Origin of the sequence: Fictibacillus nanhaiensis (genome assembly GCF_042686385.1) — a bacterium.
Lineage (GTDB): Bacteria > Bacillota > Bacilli > Bacillales > Fictibacillaceae > Fictibacillus > Fictibacillus nanhaiensis.
This window is the reverse complement of the sequence record NZ_JBHUPF010000006.1, coordinates 261,955-281,575: the sequence shown is the minus strand read 5'-3', so window position 1 is coordinate 281,575 and position 19,621 is coordinate 261,955. Positions and strand designations below refer to the sequence as shown.

The following is a 19,621-nucleotide window of genomic DNA, read 5'->3' as shown; positions in this document are numbered from 1 at the left end:
ACTTAGCCCCCTAACCCTAGCAGAATGCTATCTAATGTTGGACGGAGCATATCACTTAACCATGCAGGATAGATGCCGATGAACAAAATCGCTGCAAGCAAGATAAACGCCGGAATTCGTTCTGTTGATGAAAGATCATGTGCATTCGTTAGTTCTTTTTCAGCACCAAACGTGATCGCTAAAACAGCGCGCAACACGTAGACTGCCGTTAAGATCAGCCCTAGCGTTCCTACCGCTGCTAGCACAGGCATCGTTTCAAACAATCCTAAAAACGCCATGAACTCACTTATAAAACCTGACATTCCCGGTAGTCCTAATGAGGCGAGCCCCCCAGCGAGCATCACACCTGCAAAGATCGGCATCCTTTTGGCGACTCCACCAAAGTCTTGTAACTGTGATGAACCCGCTCGTTCGTAGAGAACACCTACTAAGAAGAACAACAGAGCCGAGATCAATCCGTGCGAAACGACTTGGAAAACCGCTCCCGTCATACCTTCTTCATTTAATCCAGCAAGCCCGATCAGAACGATTCCCATATGCGAGACAGACGAATATGCTAAGACGCGTTTTAAATCACGTTGTGTGAGTGCTAAGAAAGCTCCATATAGCAAGTTGATCACACCGAACAATCCGATGATAAAAGCAAGAGACTTGAATTGATCCGGAAACAGTCCTGCCCCAAAAACAATCAAGCCGTATGCCCCAATTTTCAGTAGAATCCCTGAGTGAAGCATAACGATCGGCGGTGGAGCTTGAACATGGACCCTTACCATCCAAGAGTGAAGCGGTGCTACCGGTAGCTTTACTGCAAACGCAACAAGCAGTGCGATCAGCATTCCCATCTTAAAATTCTTTGTGATGTTCATCTCGTTCAGCTCAGATTGAGGAAGCGAGAATGTATTAGCTAACTGCTCAAAATTCATCGTCCCCGTTTTCATGAACATCGCAACGAACGCGATCAGAAGAATGGCTGAACCGACCCCGTTATAGATCAAAAAACTGTAAGCTGCTTTTTCTCTTTCAAGATAACCCCAGCGTCCGATGAGGAAGAACATCGGAATGAGCGTGATCTCAAAGAAAATGAAGAACAAGAATAAATTTTGTGCAGCGAATACGCCAATCATGCCCATTTCGAGCAAAAAGAACAAAATGAAGTAACTTTTCCAATCCTTTTTAATTGAAAAGGATGCAATGGCAGCAAGGACGCTCACTACCGTTGTTAATAAGATAAGCACCATTGATAAACCGTTAATGCCCACTTCGTAAAAGATCGGATAGGTCACATCACCGTTCGTTTGAAAGACTTCATACGAAACCCATTGAAATTTTTCAGCAAGCTGAAGACCTTTGCCCGATATATTAAAAGCTGACAACGTAACGAGTGCAGTACCTAGCGGAAATAATGTACCTAATATCCCGATCCATTTAATCGATTTCTCATCTTGGGAAGGAGTAAATAAGAGAACCAAAACGCCTAACAACGGGGACAGAATTAAGATCGATAGAAGCCATGTGTTCATGTGAAGTACCCCCCTGTTAATGCGACGATCAGCAATAGAATCACAATGCCAAAGATGGCGAACGTCCCATACGTTTGAACCTGCCCGTTTTGAAGACTCGATCCTACCTTACTTAACCCTTGAACGCCACTCACAACGGCTGCCACGAGTCCGTCCACGATATATTTATCAAACAGGACGCCAAGTTTGCTCAAACCCTTCGTTCCTTTAACGAAAGTCGCGTCATATCCTTCATCAACGTACCACTTGTTGTAGATCACGTTGCTGAGCCCTGGTAACGAGCGGGTGATCCAATTGCGAGATAATGTTCCTTTTTGATAGATCAGATAAGCTAGACCGATGCCTAGTAAAGACGCTGCTGTTGCCACGATTGGAATCCAGCTTGGACCGTGGTGATCACCATGCGCCAGTTCAACAGGACCTCCTGCTAAGTAATCGGTTAAAAATGTGCCGAACCAAGCTGTGTTCAGATAACCGGCAACAATCGCTAACACACCTAAAACCAACATCGGTAAAGTCATAACACTAGGTGATTCATGTACGCCACTCTGATCGCCGCGCGGTTTCCCTGTAAACACAAGGAAAAATAGACGGAACATGTAGAACGCCGTCATAAAGGCAGCAACGACTGCCAACCAGAACAATCCGTAACGTCCATCTGCGTAAGTACTGGCTAAAATTTCGTCTTTTGAAAAGAAGCCGGATAGAAGCGGAACTCCTGAGATGGCTAGAGCGCCGATTAAAAAGAGAGGTCCTGTAAGCCGAAGCTTTTTCCAAAGTCCGCCCATCTCTTCAATGTTTTGTGTATGTACAGCATGAATTACGCTTCCTGCCGCTAAAAATAATAACGCTTTAAAGAATGCGTGCGTTGTTAAGTGAAAGATCCCTGCCACATAACCGGATGCGCCAAGTGCAAGCATCATGTAACCCAACTGGCTGACTGTTGAATACGCCAAGACACGTTTGATGTCTTTTTGCATGAGACCGATCGAAGCGGCAAAGATTGCCGTGACTCCTCCTACTATCGCAACGACCGTTAGTGCCGTTTCTGAAGCTTGAAAGAGCGGATACATCGCAGCGACCAAGTACACCCCTGCCGCGACCATCGTTGCTGCATGGATAAGCGCTGATACCGGTGTTGGACCTTCCATCGCGTCCGGAAGCCACGTATGAAGAGGCAACTGACCTGATTTTCCGATCGCTCCCACAAAAATACATAGTGCGGTAAGAGTGAGCATACCAGAAGATATATCACCATTTCGAACAGAAGCAAAAATTTCGTCATACTCAAAACTACCAACCTGCCAAAATAGCAAGACCATTCCGATAAAAAGACCAACGTCCCCTATCCGGGTCATGACAAATGCCTTTTTCGCTGCGGCTTTTGCTTCTGGTTTAAAATAGTAGAATCCGATTAACAAGAACGAACCAAGTCCAACAAGCTCCCAGAACATATAGAGCTGTAATAGATTCGGAGATAGAACGAGTCCGAGCATCGCAAAGGAAAACAATCCTAAGTAAGCAAAGAACACAGGAAACCGTTCATCGCCATGCATGTAACCTTTTGAGTAAAGATGTACAAGGAAACTGACGAGTGAAACGATCACAAGCATAAGAGCATTAAGCGGATTGATTTCATATCCCATCGTGATGGCCCGCTCACCGATCTCAAACCAAGTGCCTTCTACTTTAATCCCGTCACCTTGCCACACCGCGATCCAAACCCCGATGGATAGAATGAGCGATAACCCGGTTAGAAGTACACCAATCCATGCGGTGCCCTCACTTTTTGATTTTCTAAAAATCAGCAATAAAACGAAGGATAAAAGCGGGAACAACGGTATAAGCCAACTATTCTGCAACATAATCGTCCATCTCCTTCCTTATCGCTTCATCGAATCCATCTCATCCACGTTTACCGTCTGTCTGTTGCGGTACAGCGCTATGAGAATCGCAAGTCCGACCGCCGCTTCTGCCGCGGCAACCGTAATCGTAAACAGCGAGAAGATCTGACCTGTTAATCCAGGGTTGATTGAGTATTTTGCAAAAGCGACGAGATTGATATTTACCGCATTCAGCATCAGTTCGATCGAAATCAGTACGATGACCGCATTCCGTTTCGTTAATGCTCCAAACAAACCGATGCAAAAAAGAATCAAGGCAAGCAACAAGTAAGCTGCTAAAGGGATAGAGCTCATTTTTTTGCCTCCTTTTCATCGTCATCCCGCTTTGCCAGAATGATAGAACCAATTAAAGCAACAAGCAGGAGGACGGAAGTTAACTCGAACGGAATCACATAATGCGAATACAGCTCGATTCCGATCTTTTTCGTATTATCGATGTGAAGCTCTGCGTTCTGCTGACCAAAATCAAGGTCTTTGATCTTACCGTACATGATCAGGAAGAAAAGTCCGATCGCAAGTCCTGTTAAGATGACTTTTAACCGTGGTGCACGTTTCTCTTTTTCCTGATGACGCGTGAGCATGATCCCAAACAGCATGATGATCGTGATAGCTCCTGAGTAGATCAGCACCTGCACGACGGCAACGAACTCTGCTGATAGTGTGATGTAGATTCCTGCAATGGCAATGAACGTAAAAATAAGAGCAACAACCATGTGTACGACATTTGAGAGGTTAATAAGAAGAACGCCGCCGGCAATGGCTGTTAAGGCGAGAAAGAAAAACGCGATCATTTCACCGGTCATGCTTTGTTCTCCTTTCTGACATTCTCATCGTTCTCATCGAGCCACTCGAGGTTTTTAAAAAGCTCATCACGGCTGTATTCAGCAAGCTCGAACTGATTCGTCATCACGATCGCTTCGGTCGGACAGACTTCTGTACACAGATCACATAGGATACAGATTTCAAAATTGATGTCGTACGTGTCGATGATCTTCCCTTTTTTCGCAGGATCGGGATGCGGTTTACCCGTTAACTGGATGCAGTCGGTCGGGCATATCTGCGCGCATTGGTTACAGACGATGCATTTTTCGGGATAAAACTTTTGGATGCCGCGGAAACGGTCAGGCATCTGGATCGGCACGTCGGGATAGCTTGTGGTGACGTTTTGTTTTGTTAGGTTTTTGACGGTATAGTTTAAACCTTTTACAAGACCTTTCATCCTGAGATCACGCTCCTTATGCGTTGGTCTTTCGATTGATAGAGCATTCTATTGCGGACTAGAACCTTTTTAAGTGATTTCGCTTTGTCGTGTTGTGAAAGTGTTGATTTCCTCTCCAGGATGCTCGCTTTCCGGGGGGCGTGCGGTGAGCCTCCTAGCGCTCTGCGCTGTTAGGAGTCTCACCTGTCCCGCTGATCCCCCAGGAGTCTCGCACCTTGCGATCCAATCAACTATTCGAGGAAGTATGCTTGTAATACTTCCAAAGATTAAATAACTTGGCTTTTGAAATTCAGAGTGATGGCTAAGGTCATTCTATAAAGCTTTTTTTCAAGATGCTTGTTGCTTTTTAATCTTTTCTACCTTCTTTGAACTGTTGGTTGTAGTGGAAGGTGTGAGACTCCTGCCCCGCGGAAAGCGAGCACCTGGAATGGAAACCAACCCCCACAACTACTACCAGATTTGTGATTTGTCTTTTATAAAAACAATTCCTTAACTGCTGCACTGACAAAAATGTTTAGCAGTGCTAGAGGCAGTAGGACTTTCCATGCGAAACCCATCAGTTGATCGGCGCGGAGTCGTGGAAGTGTTCCGCGAATCCAGATCATGAAAAATACGACGATGCTGAATTTGACGCCAAACCACAACATCCCTGGAATAAAATCTAAGAACGGAATCGGGTTCCAGCCTCCTAAGAAAAGAACGGTTGTTAAGGATGCCATCGCGAACAGATACACATATTCTGTGAGCATGAAGAAGGCCCATCGAAAACCTGAGTATTCAACGTGATAACCCGCAACGAGCTCTGACTCTGCTTCAGGCAAGTCGAATGGTGTACGGTTCAACTCAGCGATCGAGGAGATCAAGAATACGAAAAATCCGATCGGCGTTAAAAAGATGTAAGCAATGTTTTCTTGGCCTCTTACGATGTCGTTTAAGTTCAGACTGCCCGCGAACAGAATCACCCCGATTACAGAGATGACGAGCGGGATCTCGTATGAAATCATCTGTGCTGCAGCACGCATGCCGCCGAGTAACGAGTACTTATTGTTTGATGCCCAGCCACCCATTAAGATGCCGATCGTTGAGATACCTGAAACGGCTACGTAATACAGAAGGCCGACGCCAAGGTCTGCAAACTGCATGTTCTCTGAGAACGGAATCGTCGCGAGCACCATGAACGCTGGAGCAAATGCGATGACGGGTGCCAATATGAACAGTGGACGATCAGCTAGTTTTGGTATGGTGTCTTCTTTTATCAAAAGTTTAAAAACATCAGCTACCGTTTGAAGGAGACCGAATCTTCCTCCAACCCGGTTCGGTCCTGTACGCATCTGCATGAATCCGAGCACTTTTCTTTCCGCTAGAATTGCGTAGGTTACGAATCCGAGCACAGTTACGAGTAACGCCGCACCGAGCGCAAAGAAGATCGCAACATGTGTCCAGCCAGGCTGTGCGTATAAAAGATCCTCCATCAGCCATCAACCTCCCCGAGAACGATATCAATCCCACCTAAGATGGTAATCAAGTTGGAGATGTTTTCACCGACTAAAAGTTTTGGCAGAATCTGAAGGTTGTAAAAAGATGGCCTGCGAAACTTCAAACGGTACGGTTCTTTCTTTCCTTCTGATGCGATGTAGCAGCCGATCTCTCCGCGAGGCGACTCGATACGAACAAAAGCTTCACCCTTTGGCGGTTTGATGATTCTTGGCACTTTTGCCATGACCGGTCCTTCTTTTGGAAACTGTTCTACCGCTTGTTCTACAATCTTGAGTGATTCTTCGATCTCCTGCATGCGGCACTGATAACGCGCCCATGCATCGCCCGTATGAAAGACCGGTACATCAAAGTCAAAACGGTCATAGATCGAATACGGCTCATCTTTTCTAAGATCCCAATTCGTACCGGTGCATCTTAAGTTTGCGCCGCTTAATGAAAAGTTCAGCGCTTCTTCTTTTGTGTAGTAGCCGATTCCTTTTACACGGTTCAAGAAGATTTCGTTGCCCGTCACAAGGTCGTGATAGCCAGCAAGCTCTTCTCTCATATACGGAACAAAATCTCGCACTTTCTCGATCCAGCCATCTGGCGCATCCCATTTCACACCGCCAACACGCATATAGTTGAACGTCAGGCGAGCCCCGCATATCTCGTTCAGCATATTGATGATCGCTTCACGTTCACGAAACGCGTATAGAAATGGGCTCATCGCCCCGATATCTAATAAATATGTACCGAACCACACGAGATGGCTTGCGATGCGGCCGAGCTCCATCACGATTACACGCAAGTACTCCGCGCGTTCTGGTATCTCTAGACTCATCATCGTTTCGACCGCGTGACAGATCACATAATTGTTCGTCATGGCCGCTAAATAATCCATGCGGTCTGTGTATGGAATAATCTGCGTATATTGAAGATTTTCTGCTAATTTCTCTGTGCCTCGGTGAAGGTAGCCGATCACTGGTGTGGCTTCAATGATCGTCTCACCGTCAATTTTGAGTACGATTCGAAAAACACCGTGTGTACTCGGATGCTGAGGCCCAACGTTGAGGAGCATCTCTTCTGTTCTGATCAATGTCTCTACACCTCCACGTCATGTGGTTCGTAATCTTTTCTGAGCGGATGTCCTACCCAATCGTCCGGCAGCATGATACGCGTTAAGTTCGGATGACCTTCAAAATGAATTCCTAAAAGATCATACGTTTCACGCTCTGGCCAGTTTGCTCCTTCCCATAACGGGGTAATGGAATGGGTAGTGGCGCTATTTCTATCTATTTTTACTTTTAGAGCAACCGATTGGCGATGATTGTACGAATACAGATGGTTATAGACTTCAAAATGCGTTTCAAAATCGGTGCCGTGCATTTCAGATAAATAATCAAAACGAAGCTGATCGTTATATTTTAAAAACTCCGCAATTTTGTAATAGGAATCAGGTTTTGCAACTAAGGTAGGGACGTCTTTTGACAGTCTGTTAATATAGGAATCTTCGAGTACATCTTCTCCTAGATGTTCTTTGATGACTTTTCTGTAGGTATCGAGGATAGGTTGGTTTGGTGATGGCTTTTCTTCAGTCGCAGGTTCTGTAGCTGCACCTTTGGCGTTTGCAGCAGCTCGTGCTTTTGCGGCTGCAGCTGCTTTCGCCTTTGCAGCAGCGATCGCTTTCGCTTTTTCATCGTCACCTGCTGGCTCAGTTGTTGCATCTGATCCTGTTTCACGGGAAGCTTTCGCTTTAGCAGCGGCGGCGGCTTTTGCCTTAGCGGTGGCGATGGCCTTTGCTTTTGCCGCAGCTTTCGCCTTTTCGTCGTCTGAGGCGGGTTCGGTGGATGTTGTGTCGCCTCCACCCTCTCTTGCTAGTTTTGCTTTAGCAGCTGCTGCTGCCTTCGCCTTGGCGGCTGCGGCGGCTTTTGCTTTTGCCGCGGCGAGTGCTTTTTGTTTTGCAAGATCATCCGTTGGCTCATTACTTTGTGGAATTTCTGTCGTTTTCGCTTTTTCAGCCTGACGCTGTTTTGCTAGCTCGAGCGCTTTTGCTTTCGCCTCTGCAGCCGCTTTTTTCTTCAGCTCTTCTTTTGTTAATTCTGGCTCGTCTGCTGTCGGCTCCGTTCCTTCTGCAGCTTTCGCTTTTTCAGCCTGGCGCTGTTTTGCGAGTTCAAGGGCTTTTGCCTTGGCTTCTGCGGCAGCTTTTTTCTTCAGCTCTTCTTTTGTTAGCTCTGGCTCGGTTGCTGTCGGCTCTGAAGTTTCTGCGGCTTTCGCTTTTTCAGCCTGACGCTGTTTTGCAAGCTCGAGCGCTTTCGCCTTCGCCTCAGCAACAGCCTTCTTTTTCAGTTCTTCTTTTGTTAGCTCTGGCTCAGGGGCGGCCGTCTCCGTTCCTTCTGCAGCTTTCGCTTTTTCAGCCTGGCGCTGTTTTGAGAGCTCAAGAGCTTTTGCTTTCGCCTCTGCGGCGGCTTTCTTCTTTTGTTCTTCTATCGATAATCCTTCATTGGAATCATTTTGCTTATCTGTCATTCGCTCATCACCTTCTTGCCTGTCTTCGCTTCATAACGGATTTTTTCTTGAAGCTTGTTGATGCCATAAATGAGTGCAGCAGGGTTAGGTGGACATCCAGGTATGTATACATCCACGGGTACGATTTGATCGACGCCTTTTACGACGGCATACGATTTGATATAAGGACCGCCAGCTGTAGCGCATGAACCCATCGCGATGACCCACTTCGGTTCTGGCATCTGTTCGTATAATCGTTTTAATACGGGCGCCATTTTTTTCGTCACAGTTCCTGAAACGATCATGACATCAGATTGACGAGGTGACGTACGGAATATGCTTCCGAAACGGTCTAAGTCATAATGAGACGAACCTGTACCCATCATTTCAATCGCGCAACAGGCGAGTCCAAAGGTTAACGGCCATAGTGAATTGCTTCTGGCCCAGGCTTTTACTTGTTCGAGTGTTACCATGAATACGTTGCGGTCTAGTTCGGCGCGTTCTTCAGCCGTAAGTTCCCACTTTATGTCCATTTCAGCACCTTCTTTTTCCAAGCGTATACAAGACCTAACGTTAAAAGAACAACAAAAATCCCCATCTCGATCAGAGCGAAAACGCCAAGCTCTTCATAGGCAACAGCCCAGGGGTATAAAAATACGGTTTCAACATCAAAAATAACGAACATGAGCGCAAACAAATAATAGCGGACATTGTACTGAACCCAACTTTGATGAAATGGCTCAATGCCGCTTTCGTAGGTGGTGTATTTTTCTGCTGATGGTTTATAAGGGCGCAACAAACGGCCTGCAGTCAATGCGACCACCGGCAAAAGAACCCCTAAAAATAAAAATACAGCCACAATGAGGTAATTGTTTTGATACAGATGATAAAAATCCATTCTGACTACCTCCTAATATTCAGAATTTTATAAATTCTGTAACCGCTTTAATTATAGCAAATTCCATATTTTGTGTCGATGTGCTTCTTCACATATGGTACTTCTACTATATTAAGGTCTACCCCTTATTTTTCTATAGAAATGTTCATAATCCTGTAATTTTTTTGGATGTGACGATACACTGTTAGCAGTATGATAGGTGTAAAGGGGAGATTTGTAATGGATATATGGTGGATTGCTTACTTTTTGATCGTCGTGATCTCGATCGCTGGATTAGTCGGTACGATCATGATTTCTAAAACGCAGGACGAAAAATACGGAAGTTCAACTCGTCAGAACCTTGTGCGCCTTACACTCATCTATGCAGTAGTAATCCTCGTTTCGATCATCGCACTTGCTCTATACATTTATCTTTAATGAAATGCTGTTATTAAAGGATGTGATCTACTTTGAAAAAAGAGACCGAACAATTGTGGGCAAGTGAAAAGTATACCGTGATGGCAAAGGGTTATAACTTTTACAAAGAGGTTCAAGGGTTTATGAGAGATGCTCAATCTAATGCTGATTATGAAAAAGTGACGATGTTGATCGCTGAGGTGAAGGAAAAACCTTTTGAGCGCCGTGCTTTATGCAATACGTTAGAACATGTTTGGGGTTATTTTAAAAAATCAGCAGAAGAAGTGGATAAAGAGCACTTTTTTTCACTGCTGAAAACCTTGAGAGAGTCAGATGCAGCGTATTATGAAGAAATGCCTTATGAAATTCACCTGTATTTGCAGTATTTGCTTCAAAAATACCCTTCAGAATACTTATCACGCTCATCATTTATTAAGAATTGAGGATGCTCCCGTTATGCTGTGGGATCATCCTTTTGTTTTGGCTAAAATAGGTGCAGTTTCGGTGAACGAAACTTTTTTTATGCATACCTGGGTGGGTACCTTTGCAAATCAATCAAGAAATTATAGCGTTCAATCCACAAAAATCAGCGTCTAATCCACGAGTTTTAAGCATGAATCCAAAAGTTTTGGCTGTTTATCCACGAGTCGACAAACCTCGACATCCAGCGGACATATTTAACCCCTCATATACCCCGCACATCAAAAAAAGACACCCCGCTCTAACGAAAGCGGGATGCCTCTATGCCCATACTTATATACTTTTTATTAGATCGCCTCTACAGACAATCGCAATTGCTCTTCAAAATCTTCTGCATGCTCGCGTTTTTGTACTTCGTTCCAGCCCAATTTATCAGCCATGCAGTTGATCACACTTTCTTTCCATTCATATACCGTATCGATGTCGAAATATAACGCAGACGTACGACGGATCAAGAAGTCAGATGGTGTGGATGTCATCTCATATTCTAATGCGTAAAGTAGTGATGCATACAGACTTTCTGGTAAGTTGTAGTTCTTCGCTTCTGCACCGCGTTCTTTCATATAACTATATACGATGTCGATGTTCGTGCCGTAGCGTTGAACGAGCTCACGAGCTTTTGCTTCATCTAAGCCTAACGCTAAGCCTTCCTGTACTTTTGTACGAAGGAAGTCTGCGAAGTTTTGACTTCCGCCCAACTTACCGCCGGATAATTCCATATGTTGCGTACGGCAATTAGGAAATTTCGTGCCTTCTTCTTCACCAAGCTGATCACGAACGATATCTACGACTTTTTCAGCCATTTTACGGTAACCTGTCAGCTTACCACCAGCGATTGTTAACAATCCGGATGGAGAATGGAACACTTCATCTTTACGAGAAATTTCTGAAGGTCCTTTCTTCGGTTCGTGAATTAACGGACGCAGTCCTGACCATGAAGATTCAACATCGTCACGCGTGATCTTCACGTCTGGGAACATGAAGTGGATCGTGTTTAGTACATATTGAAGATCCTCTTCTGTCATGCCAGGGTTTGCAAGATCTCCCTTATAATCCGTATCTGTTGTACCAACATACGTCTTACCTGCACGTGGGATCGCGAACACCATACGGCCATCTTCTGTGTCATAGTAAACCGCTTGCTTCAATGGGAACTTAGAGCCATCAATAACAAGGTGGATACCTTTTGTATGGTGAATCTCTTTTCCTGTTTTTGAACGGTCTTCTTCACGAAGCTCATCTACCCATGGACCTGTTGCGTTGACGATCTTTTTCGCATAGATCTCATGAATTTCACCAGTCAGCTGGTCTTCTACTTTTACACCAACTGCTCTTTTTCCGTTATAGATAAAGCTCGTTACTTTCGCGTAGTTAACAGCTGATGCTCCACGTGCTACCGCTTCTTTCATAATCTCAAGCGTCAGACGCGCGTCATCTGTTTTGTATTCAACATAATATCCGCCACCAAGCAAGTTATCCTTTTTCAATAGTGGTTCTCGGCGTAATGTTTCTTCAGCTGAAAACATCTTTCTGCGTTCTTTGCGTTTTACCCCTGCTAAGAAATCGTACACTTTTAGACCGATGGAAGTAGAGAACTTTCCGAACGTACCACCTTTGTAAAACGGAAGTAGCATCCATTCTGGTGTCGTTACGTGTGGTGCGTTTTCGTACACGATTGCACGTTCCTTACCAACCTCTGCAACGAGCTTCACTTCGAACTGTTTCAAATAACGAAGTCCACCGTGAACAAGTTTTGTAGAACGGCTGGATGTTCCAGCAGCAAAGTCCTGCATCTCTACAAGACCTACCTTCATACCACGCGTCTGAGCATCTAAAAGAATACCTGCTCCAGTTACGCCTCCTCCGATTACAAGGAGGTCTAGCTTCTCTTGTTTCATACCTGTGATGATTTCTTCTCTTTTATATGTTGAAAATGATGCTGTCATTTTCTCTTCACTCCTTCTGTACAGAACCGTTGGACATATATGATACGGGTAGTTTTCCCGGAATCGGCAAACCCAACACACATTTTTCAACATTTCCGTGTATTGGCACGTATGCACGCAAAAAAGACCACAAGAACCCCGCATCGTTTGTACGAGGTTTTGTGGTCTCTCCTGATCTCCAACCGGTTCAATATCAACTTGTGTTTAGTATAACTCAGTTTTCAAGATTTTGAAAGGGTTATGCTTTAGGTTTGTATGCGATCGTTGCTTCAACGGCTTTTTTCCAGCCATCATAAAGCTCTTTACGCTCTTCTTCTTTCATGTTTACGTCGAAGTCTTTGTCCACTTTCCATTTATCTGCGATTTCTTGACGATCGCCCCAGAATCCTACAGCAAGTCCTGCTAGATAAGCGGCACCGAGCGCTGTCGTTTCATTGATTTCTGGACGCTCAACAGGAACGTTTAAGATATCGCTTTGGAACTGCATCAAGAAGTTGTTCTTTACCGCTCCGCCATCTACACGAAGCTTCTTCAACTCGATGCCTGAGTCTGCTTCCATCGCTGTTAACACATCAGCTGTCTGATATGCCAATGACTCGAGTGTTGCACGAACGAAGTGTTCTTTTTCTGTACCGCGTGTGAGTCCAAAGATCGCGCCGCGTGCTTCTGAATCCCAGTAAGGAGTTCCGAGGCCAACGAATGCAGGAACCACATATACACCATCAGTAGAGGCAACGCGCTCTGCATAATCTTCACTGTCTGCCGCATCTTTTAACATACGAAGTCCGTCGCGCAGCCATTGAATCGCTGACCCTGCAACAAAGATACTTCCTTCAAGTGCGTATTCGACTTTCCCGTCCACACCCCAAGCGATGGTCGTTAATAGGCCATGCTCAGACTTAACGGCTTTTTCTCCTGTGTTCATAAGCATAAAACAACCTGTTCCATACGTGTTCTTCGCCATTCCTTTTTCGAAACAAGCTTGTCCGAAAAGTGCCGCTTGCTGATCGCCCGCGATACCTGCGATCGGAATGTTTTTACCGAAGAAATGATAATCGATCGTTTCACCGTATACTTCTGATGACGATTTAACTTCTGGAAGCATGGATTTCGGAACGCCCAAGATTTCAAGAAGCTCGTCATCCCACTTTAGATCGTAAATGTTGTACATGAGTGTACGTGATGCGTTGGAATAATCCGTCACGTGCGCTCTTCCGCCTGTTAGCTTCCAAACCAGCCACGTGTCGATCGTACCGAATAACAAATCACCGTTTTCCGCTTTTTCACGAGCACCTTCAACGTTATCAAGGATCCATTTTACTTTTGTTCCGGAGAAGTAAGCGTCGATCAATAATCCAGTTTTATCACGGAATTTATCGTTTAAGCCTTTTTCTTTCAGCTCATCACAGATCTCAGCGGTTTGACGAGACTGCCATACGATCGCGTTATGAACAGGTTTTCCCGTGTTCTTGTCCCAAACGACCGTTGTTTCACGCTGGTTCGTGATTCCAATCGAAGCGATCTCGCCTGGATCTGTATCTGTTTTTGAAAGAACTTCTGCTACTACCGCTAAGATCGTTCCCCAGATTTCTTGTGCATCATGTTCTACCCAGCCTGGCTTCGGGAAGTGCTGCTTGAATTCCTTTTGTGAGATCTCAACGACTTCTCCTGCTTTGTTAAAAAGAATTGCTCTTGAGCTTGTTGTTCCTTGATCGAGTGCAATGATATATTTCTTTTCCATACGTAAACCCTCCCAAATTGGTTTGTTGTTATTGTTTTAGTTTTCTATTTGATCTCCGTGAGGCAGTGCTTGTGTGCCTTTACTTCCTAAGAAGAATGTTATGGCGAAAATCGCTACTGATACCACTGTCCATATCCAGAATAATGTTGTAACTTTCCCTGTAAAAACTGCTTGGTAGAACAATGCTCCAAAAACTCCACCCAGCACTGGTCCTACAACCGGAATCCATGAGTACGTCCAGTTTGATCCGCCTTTACCTGGAATCGGCAAGATGAAATGTGCGATTCTTGGACCAAGGTCACGTGCCGGGTTGATCGCATATCCAGTAGGTCCACCAAGTGATAACCCAATCGCTACGATTAGGAATCCGACGATCAGTGGATTCAAGCCATCTGAAAATTTATTCGCTCCGATTGACAATAATCCTACTAGTAAAACCGCAGTTCCAATAAATTCTGATAAAAGATTCGAAAATGTATGTGGAATTGCAGGGTCCGTTGAGAAAACTCCTAATTTTACAGCTGGATCATCCGTTGCTTTCCAGTGCGGCAGGAAGTGGAAGTAGACGACCATTCCTCCTAAAATACCGCCGATCATTTGTGCAAGAATATAAGCTGGTACATCTGCCCAAGCAAATTCACCGATTGAAGCAAGACCGAGTGTAACGGCAGGGTTAAGATGTGCACCACTAAAGCTTCCGACTGCATATACCGCCATCGCAACGGCTAGTCCCCAAGCAAGTGCGACAACAATCCAGCCGCCACCTTGGGCTTTTGATTTATTCAAGGAAACGTTTGCAACAACGCCCCCGCCAAATATGATTAGAATCATTGTTCCTATCAGTTCTGCCATAAATGTTGACATATCTTTTTCCTCCTTTTATGCAATCGCTATCAATTATAAGTGCAAGCATGTGAACGGATTTCATCAAAAAAAGACCCAGCAAAAGATACCTATAGTTTTGCTATAAGTAACCCCTGTGGATCTCCATGTTCTCCGTCACGTTTATGAACTTGTCTCTATTATAACAAGGATGAAAACGTTGTCAAACGTTATTTCACAAGAACATTAAATCCACAATTCAGGGTTTGAAGTCGTCACAGCTTCTGCACCGGCCTCCAATGCTTCCATCACATTTACTTTTGTACGAATCAATCCACCAGCAATTACCGGAATTCCAGCTTGCTCACTTACTTCTTTTATTATTTCCGGCATGATGCCTGGCAAAACCTCTAAATAGTCTGGCTGAGCACGTTCGATGACTTTATAACTTGTTTCAAGTGCTAATGAATCTAATAAAAACAAACGCTGAACGGCGATCATGTTCTTCTTTTTTGCACGCATGATGCAGTTAGATCTCGTTGAAATGATTCCTGCTGGTTTCATTTCTTGAGCCAAAAAATCGACTGCGTACTCATTCGCTTTCAGCCCGTTAATCAGATCCAGATGAACCAAAACTTTCTTTTTTCGTTCGTTTGCCATCGCGATCATAAATTTCAACTGACTGATATGTGTATCCAAACATACGATATATGTGTATTTGCTGTTTAGCAGCTTCTCAAAATCTTTCATCTTTCTCGCTGCCGGCAAAACTTTTTGTCCATGGAAGCTCATCGTGCCCACTCCTTACCTTCTTATCATTCACCAGTTCTCGTAATTTATTGCAAACCCCGGTAAATCGCCTTTTTTACATATTAAGTGATAATAACACATACAACTACCGGCGGACGAGCATTTAATAGTATATAGCTTGTTTAAAGAGCTATATTTCTTAGGACACTTCCTTTGCTTGAGGAGGTGAAAAGCATGCTTAAAAAGAGAAAGAAACCTGTGATCTCTCCTGTTGGTGAATTTCAAAACCCGTTTGGTGATGAAGTCGTTCAAATGGAAGAGGCAGCAGAAACGAACGCGATGACTGGTGAAAATGGCGACCAAGTATGGTTACGTAGGGTCTCATGTGCTCGGCCGATTTTTGGAAGAAACTAAATAAAAACGAATCTCGTATGCGATGTAGCTATCCTGAAGTAGTTGATTTCCGCTCCAGGTTGCGCGCTTTCCATGGGGCGAACGGTGAGCCTCCTGCCGCTTTGCGCCATTAGGAGTCTCCACCTGACCGCTCGTCCCATAGGAGTCGGCAACCTTATGCTTCAATCAACTTGCATAGGGAGACTTTTAGAAAAGAGCCAAATAAAAGAACGATTCATCCTATGTTCAACCTTCTCAAACTGAACGTGATGTACTCGTATGGAACCCCTTTGACTTTGTTTTTGGACAAGTCGGAGGGGTTTGTGAGTTCTGAAAAAGAATAAAGGTACAGTTTCGGTTCCAAAAACTGAACAATTCAGATACCTTATGGGGTATTAAAATTAGTGCAATCCAAAAGTTTAGGTTGTTTATCCAGAAGTTTTGCCTGTTTATCCACGAATTTTTGCCCTCAATCCATAAGTTTTGCTACTTTATCCACGAGTTTACAATCCTCGACATTGCTCGCACTCCCTTTATTCCTCTCATACCCCTTACAAACACAAAAAAAGCCCTCCAACTCTCTATAAAGAGAGCTGAAGGGCTTTTTAAATTAACGCTTTGTTGCTATGTCGATACGGTTCATTGCGCGTTTAAGCGCAAACTCCGCACGAGCTGCATCTAGGTTGTCTTGTTTGTTGCTTGCAAGACGTTGCTCGGCACGCTCTTTTGCTGCGCGTGCACGATCTACTTCGATGTCGCCAGCGATCTCAGCAGCTTCTGCTAGGATCGTGACTTTTTCAGGTCGCACTTCAATAAATCCACCGCTAACGGCCACATATTGTGTTTTCCCATCAACGTCGTGAACACGCACGGCGCTGATCGTTAAAGGAGCTACAAGAGGGATATGGCCTGGAAGAATTCCAAGCTCCCCACTTTTTGCTTTCGCGCTGACCATTTTCGCATTTCCTTCAAACACAGGACCATCAGGGGTTACTACGCTGACTTGAATGGTTTTCATCCAATCTTACCCCTTTCAGGCATTAGGCCAAAGTTTTTGCTTTTTCAATAGCATCCTCAATAGAGCCTACGAGATGGAACGCTGATTCCGGAAGATCATCGTATTTTCCTTCAAGGATTTCTTTGAATCCACGAACTGTTTCTTTAACAGGAACGTATGAACCTTTTTGTCCTGTAAATTGTTCTGCAACGTGGAAGTTTTGAGATAAGAAGAACTGGATACGACGCGCACGGTGTACAACTAGCTTGTCGTCTTCAGAAAGCTCGTCCATACCAAGAATTGCGATGATATCTTGAAGCTCTTTATAACGCTGTAAAGTCGCCTGTACTTTACGAGCTACTTCATAATGCTCTTCTCCAACGATCTCAGGAGAAAGTGCACGTGAAGTTGAAGCTAGTGGATCTACCGCTGGATAGATACCCATAGCTGTAAGTTTACGCTCAAGGTTAGTTGTTGCATCTAAGTGGGCGAACGCTGTAGCTGGAGCCGGATCCGTATAGTCATCGGCAGGTACATAGATCGCTTGGATAGATGTTACAGAACCTTTTTTCGTAGATGTGATACGCTCTTGTAATTGACCCATCTCCGTTGCAAGAGTTGGCTGGTAACCTACCGCTGATGGCATACGGCCAAGAAGGGCAGATACTTCAGAACCTGCTTGCGTGAAACGGAAGATGTTATCTACGAAGAAAAGAACGTCTTGTCCTTCTTCATCACGGAAGAATTCAGCCATTGTCAAACCAGAAAGAGCGATACGTGCACGTGCTCCAGGCGGCTCGTTCATCTGTCCGAATACCATTGCCGTTTTCTTGATAACACCAGAGTCGCTCATCTCGTGGAAAAGGTCATTTCCTTCACGAGTACGCTCACCAACACCTGCGAATACGGAGATACCACCGTGTTCTTGTGCGATGTTGTTGATAAGCTCCTGGATAAGAACCGTTTTACCTACACCCGCACCACCGAAAAGACCGATTTTTCCACCTTTTACGTATGGAGCGATAAGGTCAACTACTTTGATCCCTGTTTCAAGGATCTCCGTTTTAGTTGTTAATTCTTCAAAAGAAGGTGCTGAACGGTGGATCGGGTCACGGCGAACATCTGCCGGTACTGCCTCACCAAGGTCAATGTGATCACCTGTTACGTTAAATACACGTCCAAGTGTTGCTTCACCTACTGGTACAGAGATCGGCTTACCTGAGTCAGCGATTTCCATTCCACGAACAAGACCATCCGTTGAATCCATTGCGATTGTACGAACCATGTTATCACCAAGGTGAAGTGCTACTTCTAGTGTTAAGTCAACACCCTCAGCGCTAACAGTTAAAGCGTTAAGCAATTCTGGAAGCTGGCCTTCGAACTTAACGTCAACGACCGGTCCAAGAATTTGAGTAATATAGCCTTTATTCATCGGTTTCCCTCCTATCTTACTTTGCAAAATAGCTGCTAGAATCACTTATAAAAAGTCTACTCTAGAGCTGCTACACCGCCGACGATTTCCGTAATTTCCTGAGTGATAGCTGCTTGACGCTCACGGTTGTACGAGAGGTTCAATTGGCCGATCAGTTCATTAGCGTTATCCGTTGCATTTCTCATCGCAGTCATACGAGAAGCATGCTCGGCTGCTTTCGCATCAAGTAAAGCACCATAAATCAAGCTCTCCGCATATTGAGGAAGAAGCACTTCAAGGATCTCGTCCTCTGATGGTTCATACTCATAGGAAGATTTTGATTTTGTTGCAGCGATATCTGTTAACGGAAGAAGCTTCTTCTCCGTCAGATCGCTCTGAATGGCACTTACAAAATGGTTGTAATACATGTAAAGCTCATCAAATGTTCCGTCCGCATAAAGACCGACTGCCTTTGATGCGATCGCCTTGATCTCAGCAAAGGATGGCTGGTCTGCCACGCCTGTGATGCTGTCCAAGATAGACATCTTACGGCTTTTGAAGAAGTTCACCCCAACTTTACCGATCACGATCAATGCATACTCATCTGCTGATTTGTGACGCTCTTGAATCGTACGGTAAACGTGGCGTAAAATATTCGAGTTATAAGCCCCTGCTAATCCACGGTCAGCTGTAACGACGAAGTAACCCGTCTTTTTCACTGGTCGTGTTAAAAGCATAGAGTGTTTCGCGTTGCTTCCAGATGCGATGCTTCCTACCACTTCTTGGATCTTGTCCACGTAAGGGCCGAAAGATTTCGCATTTTGCTCAGCACGGTTTAGCTTTGCAGCTGAAACCATCTCCATCGCTTTTGTGATCTGCATCGTCTTCTTAGTAGAATCTATTCTAGCTTTTATATCTTTCAATGCCATTCATTTTCACCACCTTTATAGCGGAGGTTTAAAATTCCGGTTAACATTCCTGTCGGATTTCTTCGTTGACTTGTTTCTCCGGTTCTCATTTAGCTAACTAAACTCCGATCCTCGAAACTGCGTCGCCTCGAACTCCTCCGCCCTGTTAATCCTCATTTTAAACAAACCTTTTTAGTAAGCTGGTTGCAGGGTGCGAAACGTTTCCGCACCACTGCTTTTGGGTCTTTTATTTAT

Annotated in this window: 20 protein-coding genes; 3 read left to right on the top strand and 17 right to left on the bottom strand. The window is 44.7% G+C overall.

The window, feature by feature from the left end; all coding sequences use genetic code 11:
• Positions 1 to 2: 2 nt before the first annotated feature.
• The 10 genes from ACFS5O_RS05155 to ACFS5O_RS05110 form a co-directional block, all read right to left on the bottom strand.
• Entirely contained in the window at positions 3 to 1,520 is a 1,518-nt protein-coding gene (locus tag ACFS5O_RS05155; RefSeq protein WP_205724954.1) for a complex I subunit 4 family protein, read from the bottom strand.
• Positions 1,517 to 3,385 carry an NADH-quinone oxidoreductase subunit L gene (gene nuoL, locus ACFS5O_RS05150; protein WP_205724953.1) on the bottom strand — a complete coding sequence of 623 codons (1,869 nt, stop codon included), beginning with the start codon at positions 3,383 to 3,385 and terminating at the stop codon, positions 1,517 to 1,519. Before nuoL ends, ACFS5O_RS05155 begins: the two co-directional genes overlap by 4 nt.
• 18 nt (positions 3,386 to 3,403) lie before the next feature.
• The gene (gene nuoK / locus ACFS5O_RS05145; RefSeq protein WP_205724952.1) at positions 3,404 to 3,718 is read right to left on the bottom strand and encodes an NADH-quinone oxidoreductase subunit NuoK; all 315 of its coding nucleotides are present in this window, start codon (positions 3,716 to 3,718) and stop codon (positions 3,404 to 3,406) included.
• The gene (locus ACFS5O_RS05140) at positions 3,715 to 4,227 is read right to left on the bottom strand and encodes an NADH-quinone oxidoreductase subunit J (protein WP_066398893.1); all 513 of its coding nucleotides are present in this window, start codon (positions 4,225 to 4,227) and stop codon (positions 3,715 to 3,717) included. Before ACFS5O_RS05140 ends, nuoK begins: the two co-directional genes overlap by 4 nt.
• Positions 4,224 to 4,643 carry an NADH-quinone oxidoreductase subunit NuoI gene (gene nuoI / locus ACFS5O_RS05135; protein WP_205724951.1) on the bottom strand — a complete coding sequence of 140 codons (420 nt, stop codon included), beginning with the start codon at positions 4,641 to 4,643 and terminating at the stop codon, positions 4,224 to 4,226. Before nuoI ends, ACFS5O_RS05140 begins: the two co-directional genes overlap by 4 nt.
• Positions 4,644 to 5,116: 473 nt before the next feature.
• Entirely contained in the window at positions 5,117 to 6,118 is a 1,002-nt protein-coding gene (gene nuoH / locus ACFS5O_RS05130) for an NADH-quinone oxidoreductase subunit NuoH (protein WP_066398898.1), read from the bottom strand.
• Positions 6,115 to 7,215, bottom strand: a complete 1,101-nt coding sequence (locus ACFS5O_RS05125) for an NADH-quinone oxidoreductase subunit D (protein ID WP_205724950.1) — start codon at positions 7,213 to 7,215, stop codon at positions 6,115 to 6,117. Before ACFS5O_RS05125 ends, nuoH begins: the two co-directional genes overlap by 4 nt.
• A 5-nt stretch (positions 7,216 to 7,220) precedes the next feature.
• On the bottom strand, positions 7,221 to 8,645 hold the full coding sequence (locus tag ACFS5O_RS05120; protein ID WP_205724949.1) for an NADH-quinone oxidoreductase subunit C: 1,425 nt from the start codon (positions 8,643 to 8,645) through the stop codon (positions 7,221 to 7,223).
• Positions 8,642 to 9,157, bottom strand: coding sequence for a NuoB/complex I 20 kDa subunit family protein (locus tag ACFS5O_RS05115; protein ID WP_137791106.1), 516 nt, complete (start codon positions 9,155 to 9,157; stop codon positions 8,642 to 8,644). Before ACFS5O_RS05115 ends, ACFS5O_RS05120 begins: the two co-directional genes overlap by 4 nt.
• Positions 9,148 to 9,522 carry an NADH-quinone oxidoreductase subunit A gene (locus ACFS5O_RS05110; RefSeq protein WP_066398906.1) on the bottom strand — a complete coding sequence of 125 codons (375 nt, stop codon included), beginning with the start codon at positions 9,520 to 9,522 and terminating at the stop codon, positions 9,148 to 9,150. The genes ACFS5O_RS05115 and ACFS5O_RS05110 overlap by 10 nt, the downstream gene beginning before the upstream one ends.
• A gap of 219 nt (positions 9,523 to 9,741) precedes the next feature.
• Between ACFS5O_RS05110 and ACFS5O_RS05105 the strand changes: the two genes are divergently transcribed.
• Both ACFS5O_RS05105 and ACFS5O_RS05100 read left to right on the top strand, forming a co-directional pair.
• On the top strand, positions 9,742 to 9,939 hold the full coding sequence (locus tag ACFS5O_RS05105) for a hypothetical protein (protein WP_066398908.1): 198 nt from the start codon (positions 9,742 to 9,744) through the stop codon (positions 9,937 to 9,939).
• Positions 9,940 to 9,971: 32 nt separating this feature from the next.
• Positions 9,972 to 10,361, top strand: coding sequence for a DUF1722 domain-containing protein (locus ACFS5O_RS05100; protein ID WP_205724948.1), 390 nt, complete (start codon positions 9,972 to 9,974; stop codon positions 10,359 to 10,361).
• Between the two features lie 324 nt (positions 10,362 to 10,685).
• On the opposite strand, the gene ACFS5O_RS05095 is transcribed toward ACFS5O_RS05100, so the two are convergent.
• From ACFS5O_RS05095 to ACFS5O_RS05080, 4 genes are all read right to left on the bottom strand, one after another.
• A complete protein-coding gene (locus ACFS5O_RS05095; protein WP_205724947.1) occupies positions 10,686 to 12,344 on the bottom strand; it encodes a glycerol-3-phosphate dehydrogenase/oxidase in 1,659 nt (552 codons plus the stop codon).
• Between the two features lie 238 nt (positions 12,345 to 12,582).
• The gene (glpK, locus tag ACFS5O_RS05090) at positions 12,583 to 14,085 is read right to left on the bottom strand and encodes a glycerol kinase GlpK (RefSeq protein WP_205724946.1); all 1,503 of its coding nucleotides are present in this window, start codon (positions 14,083 to 14,085) and stop codon (positions 12,583 to 12,585) included.
• Between the two features lie 36 nt (positions 14,086 to 14,121).
• A complete protein-coding gene (locus ACFS5O_RS05085; RefSeq protein WP_198768668.1) occupies positions 14,122 to 14,949 on the bottom strand; it encodes an MIP/aquaporin family protein in 828 nt (275 codons plus the stop codon).
• 204 nt (positions 14,950 to 15,153) lie between these two features.
• Positions 15,154 to 15,699: a glycerol-3-phosphate responsive antiterminator gene (locus tag ACFS5O_RS05080; RefSeq protein ID WP_066398926.1), complete on the bottom strand. Its 546-nt coding sequence runs from the start codon at positions 15,697 to 15,699 to the stop codon at positions 15,154 to 15,156.
• A 192-nt stretch (positions 15,700 to 15,891) separates the two neighbouring features.
• On the opposite strand from ACFS5O_RS05080, the gene ACFS5O_RS05075 reads away from it, so the two are divergent.
• Entirely contained in the window at positions 15,892 to 16,071 is a 180-nt protein-coding gene (locus ACFS5O_RS05075) for a hypothetical protein (RefSeq protein ID WP_205724945.1), read from the top strand.
• 589 nt (positions 16,072 to 16,660) lie between these two features.
• Here the strand turns inward: ACFS5O_RS05075 and ACFS5O_RS05070 are convergent.
• Genes ACFS5O_RS05070 through atpG form a run of 3 tightly spaced genes read right to left on the bottom strand, consistent with a single transcriptional unit; the run spans position 16,661 to position 19,387 of the window.
• The gene (locus ACFS5O_RS05070) at positions 16,661 to 17,068 is read right to left on the bottom strand and encodes a F0F1 ATP synthase subunit epsilon (protein ID WP_066398933.1); all 408 of its coding nucleotides are present in this window, start codon (positions 17,066 to 17,068) and stop codon (positions 16,661 to 16,663) included.
• A gap of 22 nt (positions 17,069 to 17,090) precedes the next feature.
• Entirely contained in the window at positions 17,091 to 18,479 is a 1,389-nt protein-coding gene (gene atpD / locus ACFS5O_RS05065) for a F0F1 ATP synthase subunit beta (protein WP_144696930.1), read from the bottom strand.
• 56 nt (positions 18,480 to 18,535) lie between these two features.
• The gene (atpG, locus tag ACFS5O_RS05060; RefSeq protein ID WP_066398937.1) at positions 18,536 to 19,387 is read right to left on the bottom strand and encodes an ATP synthase F1 subunit gamma; all 852 of its coding nucleotides are present in this window, start codon (positions 19,385 to 19,387) and stop codon (positions 18,536 to 18,538) included.
• Positions 19,388 to 19,621: the final 234 nt, after the last annotated feature.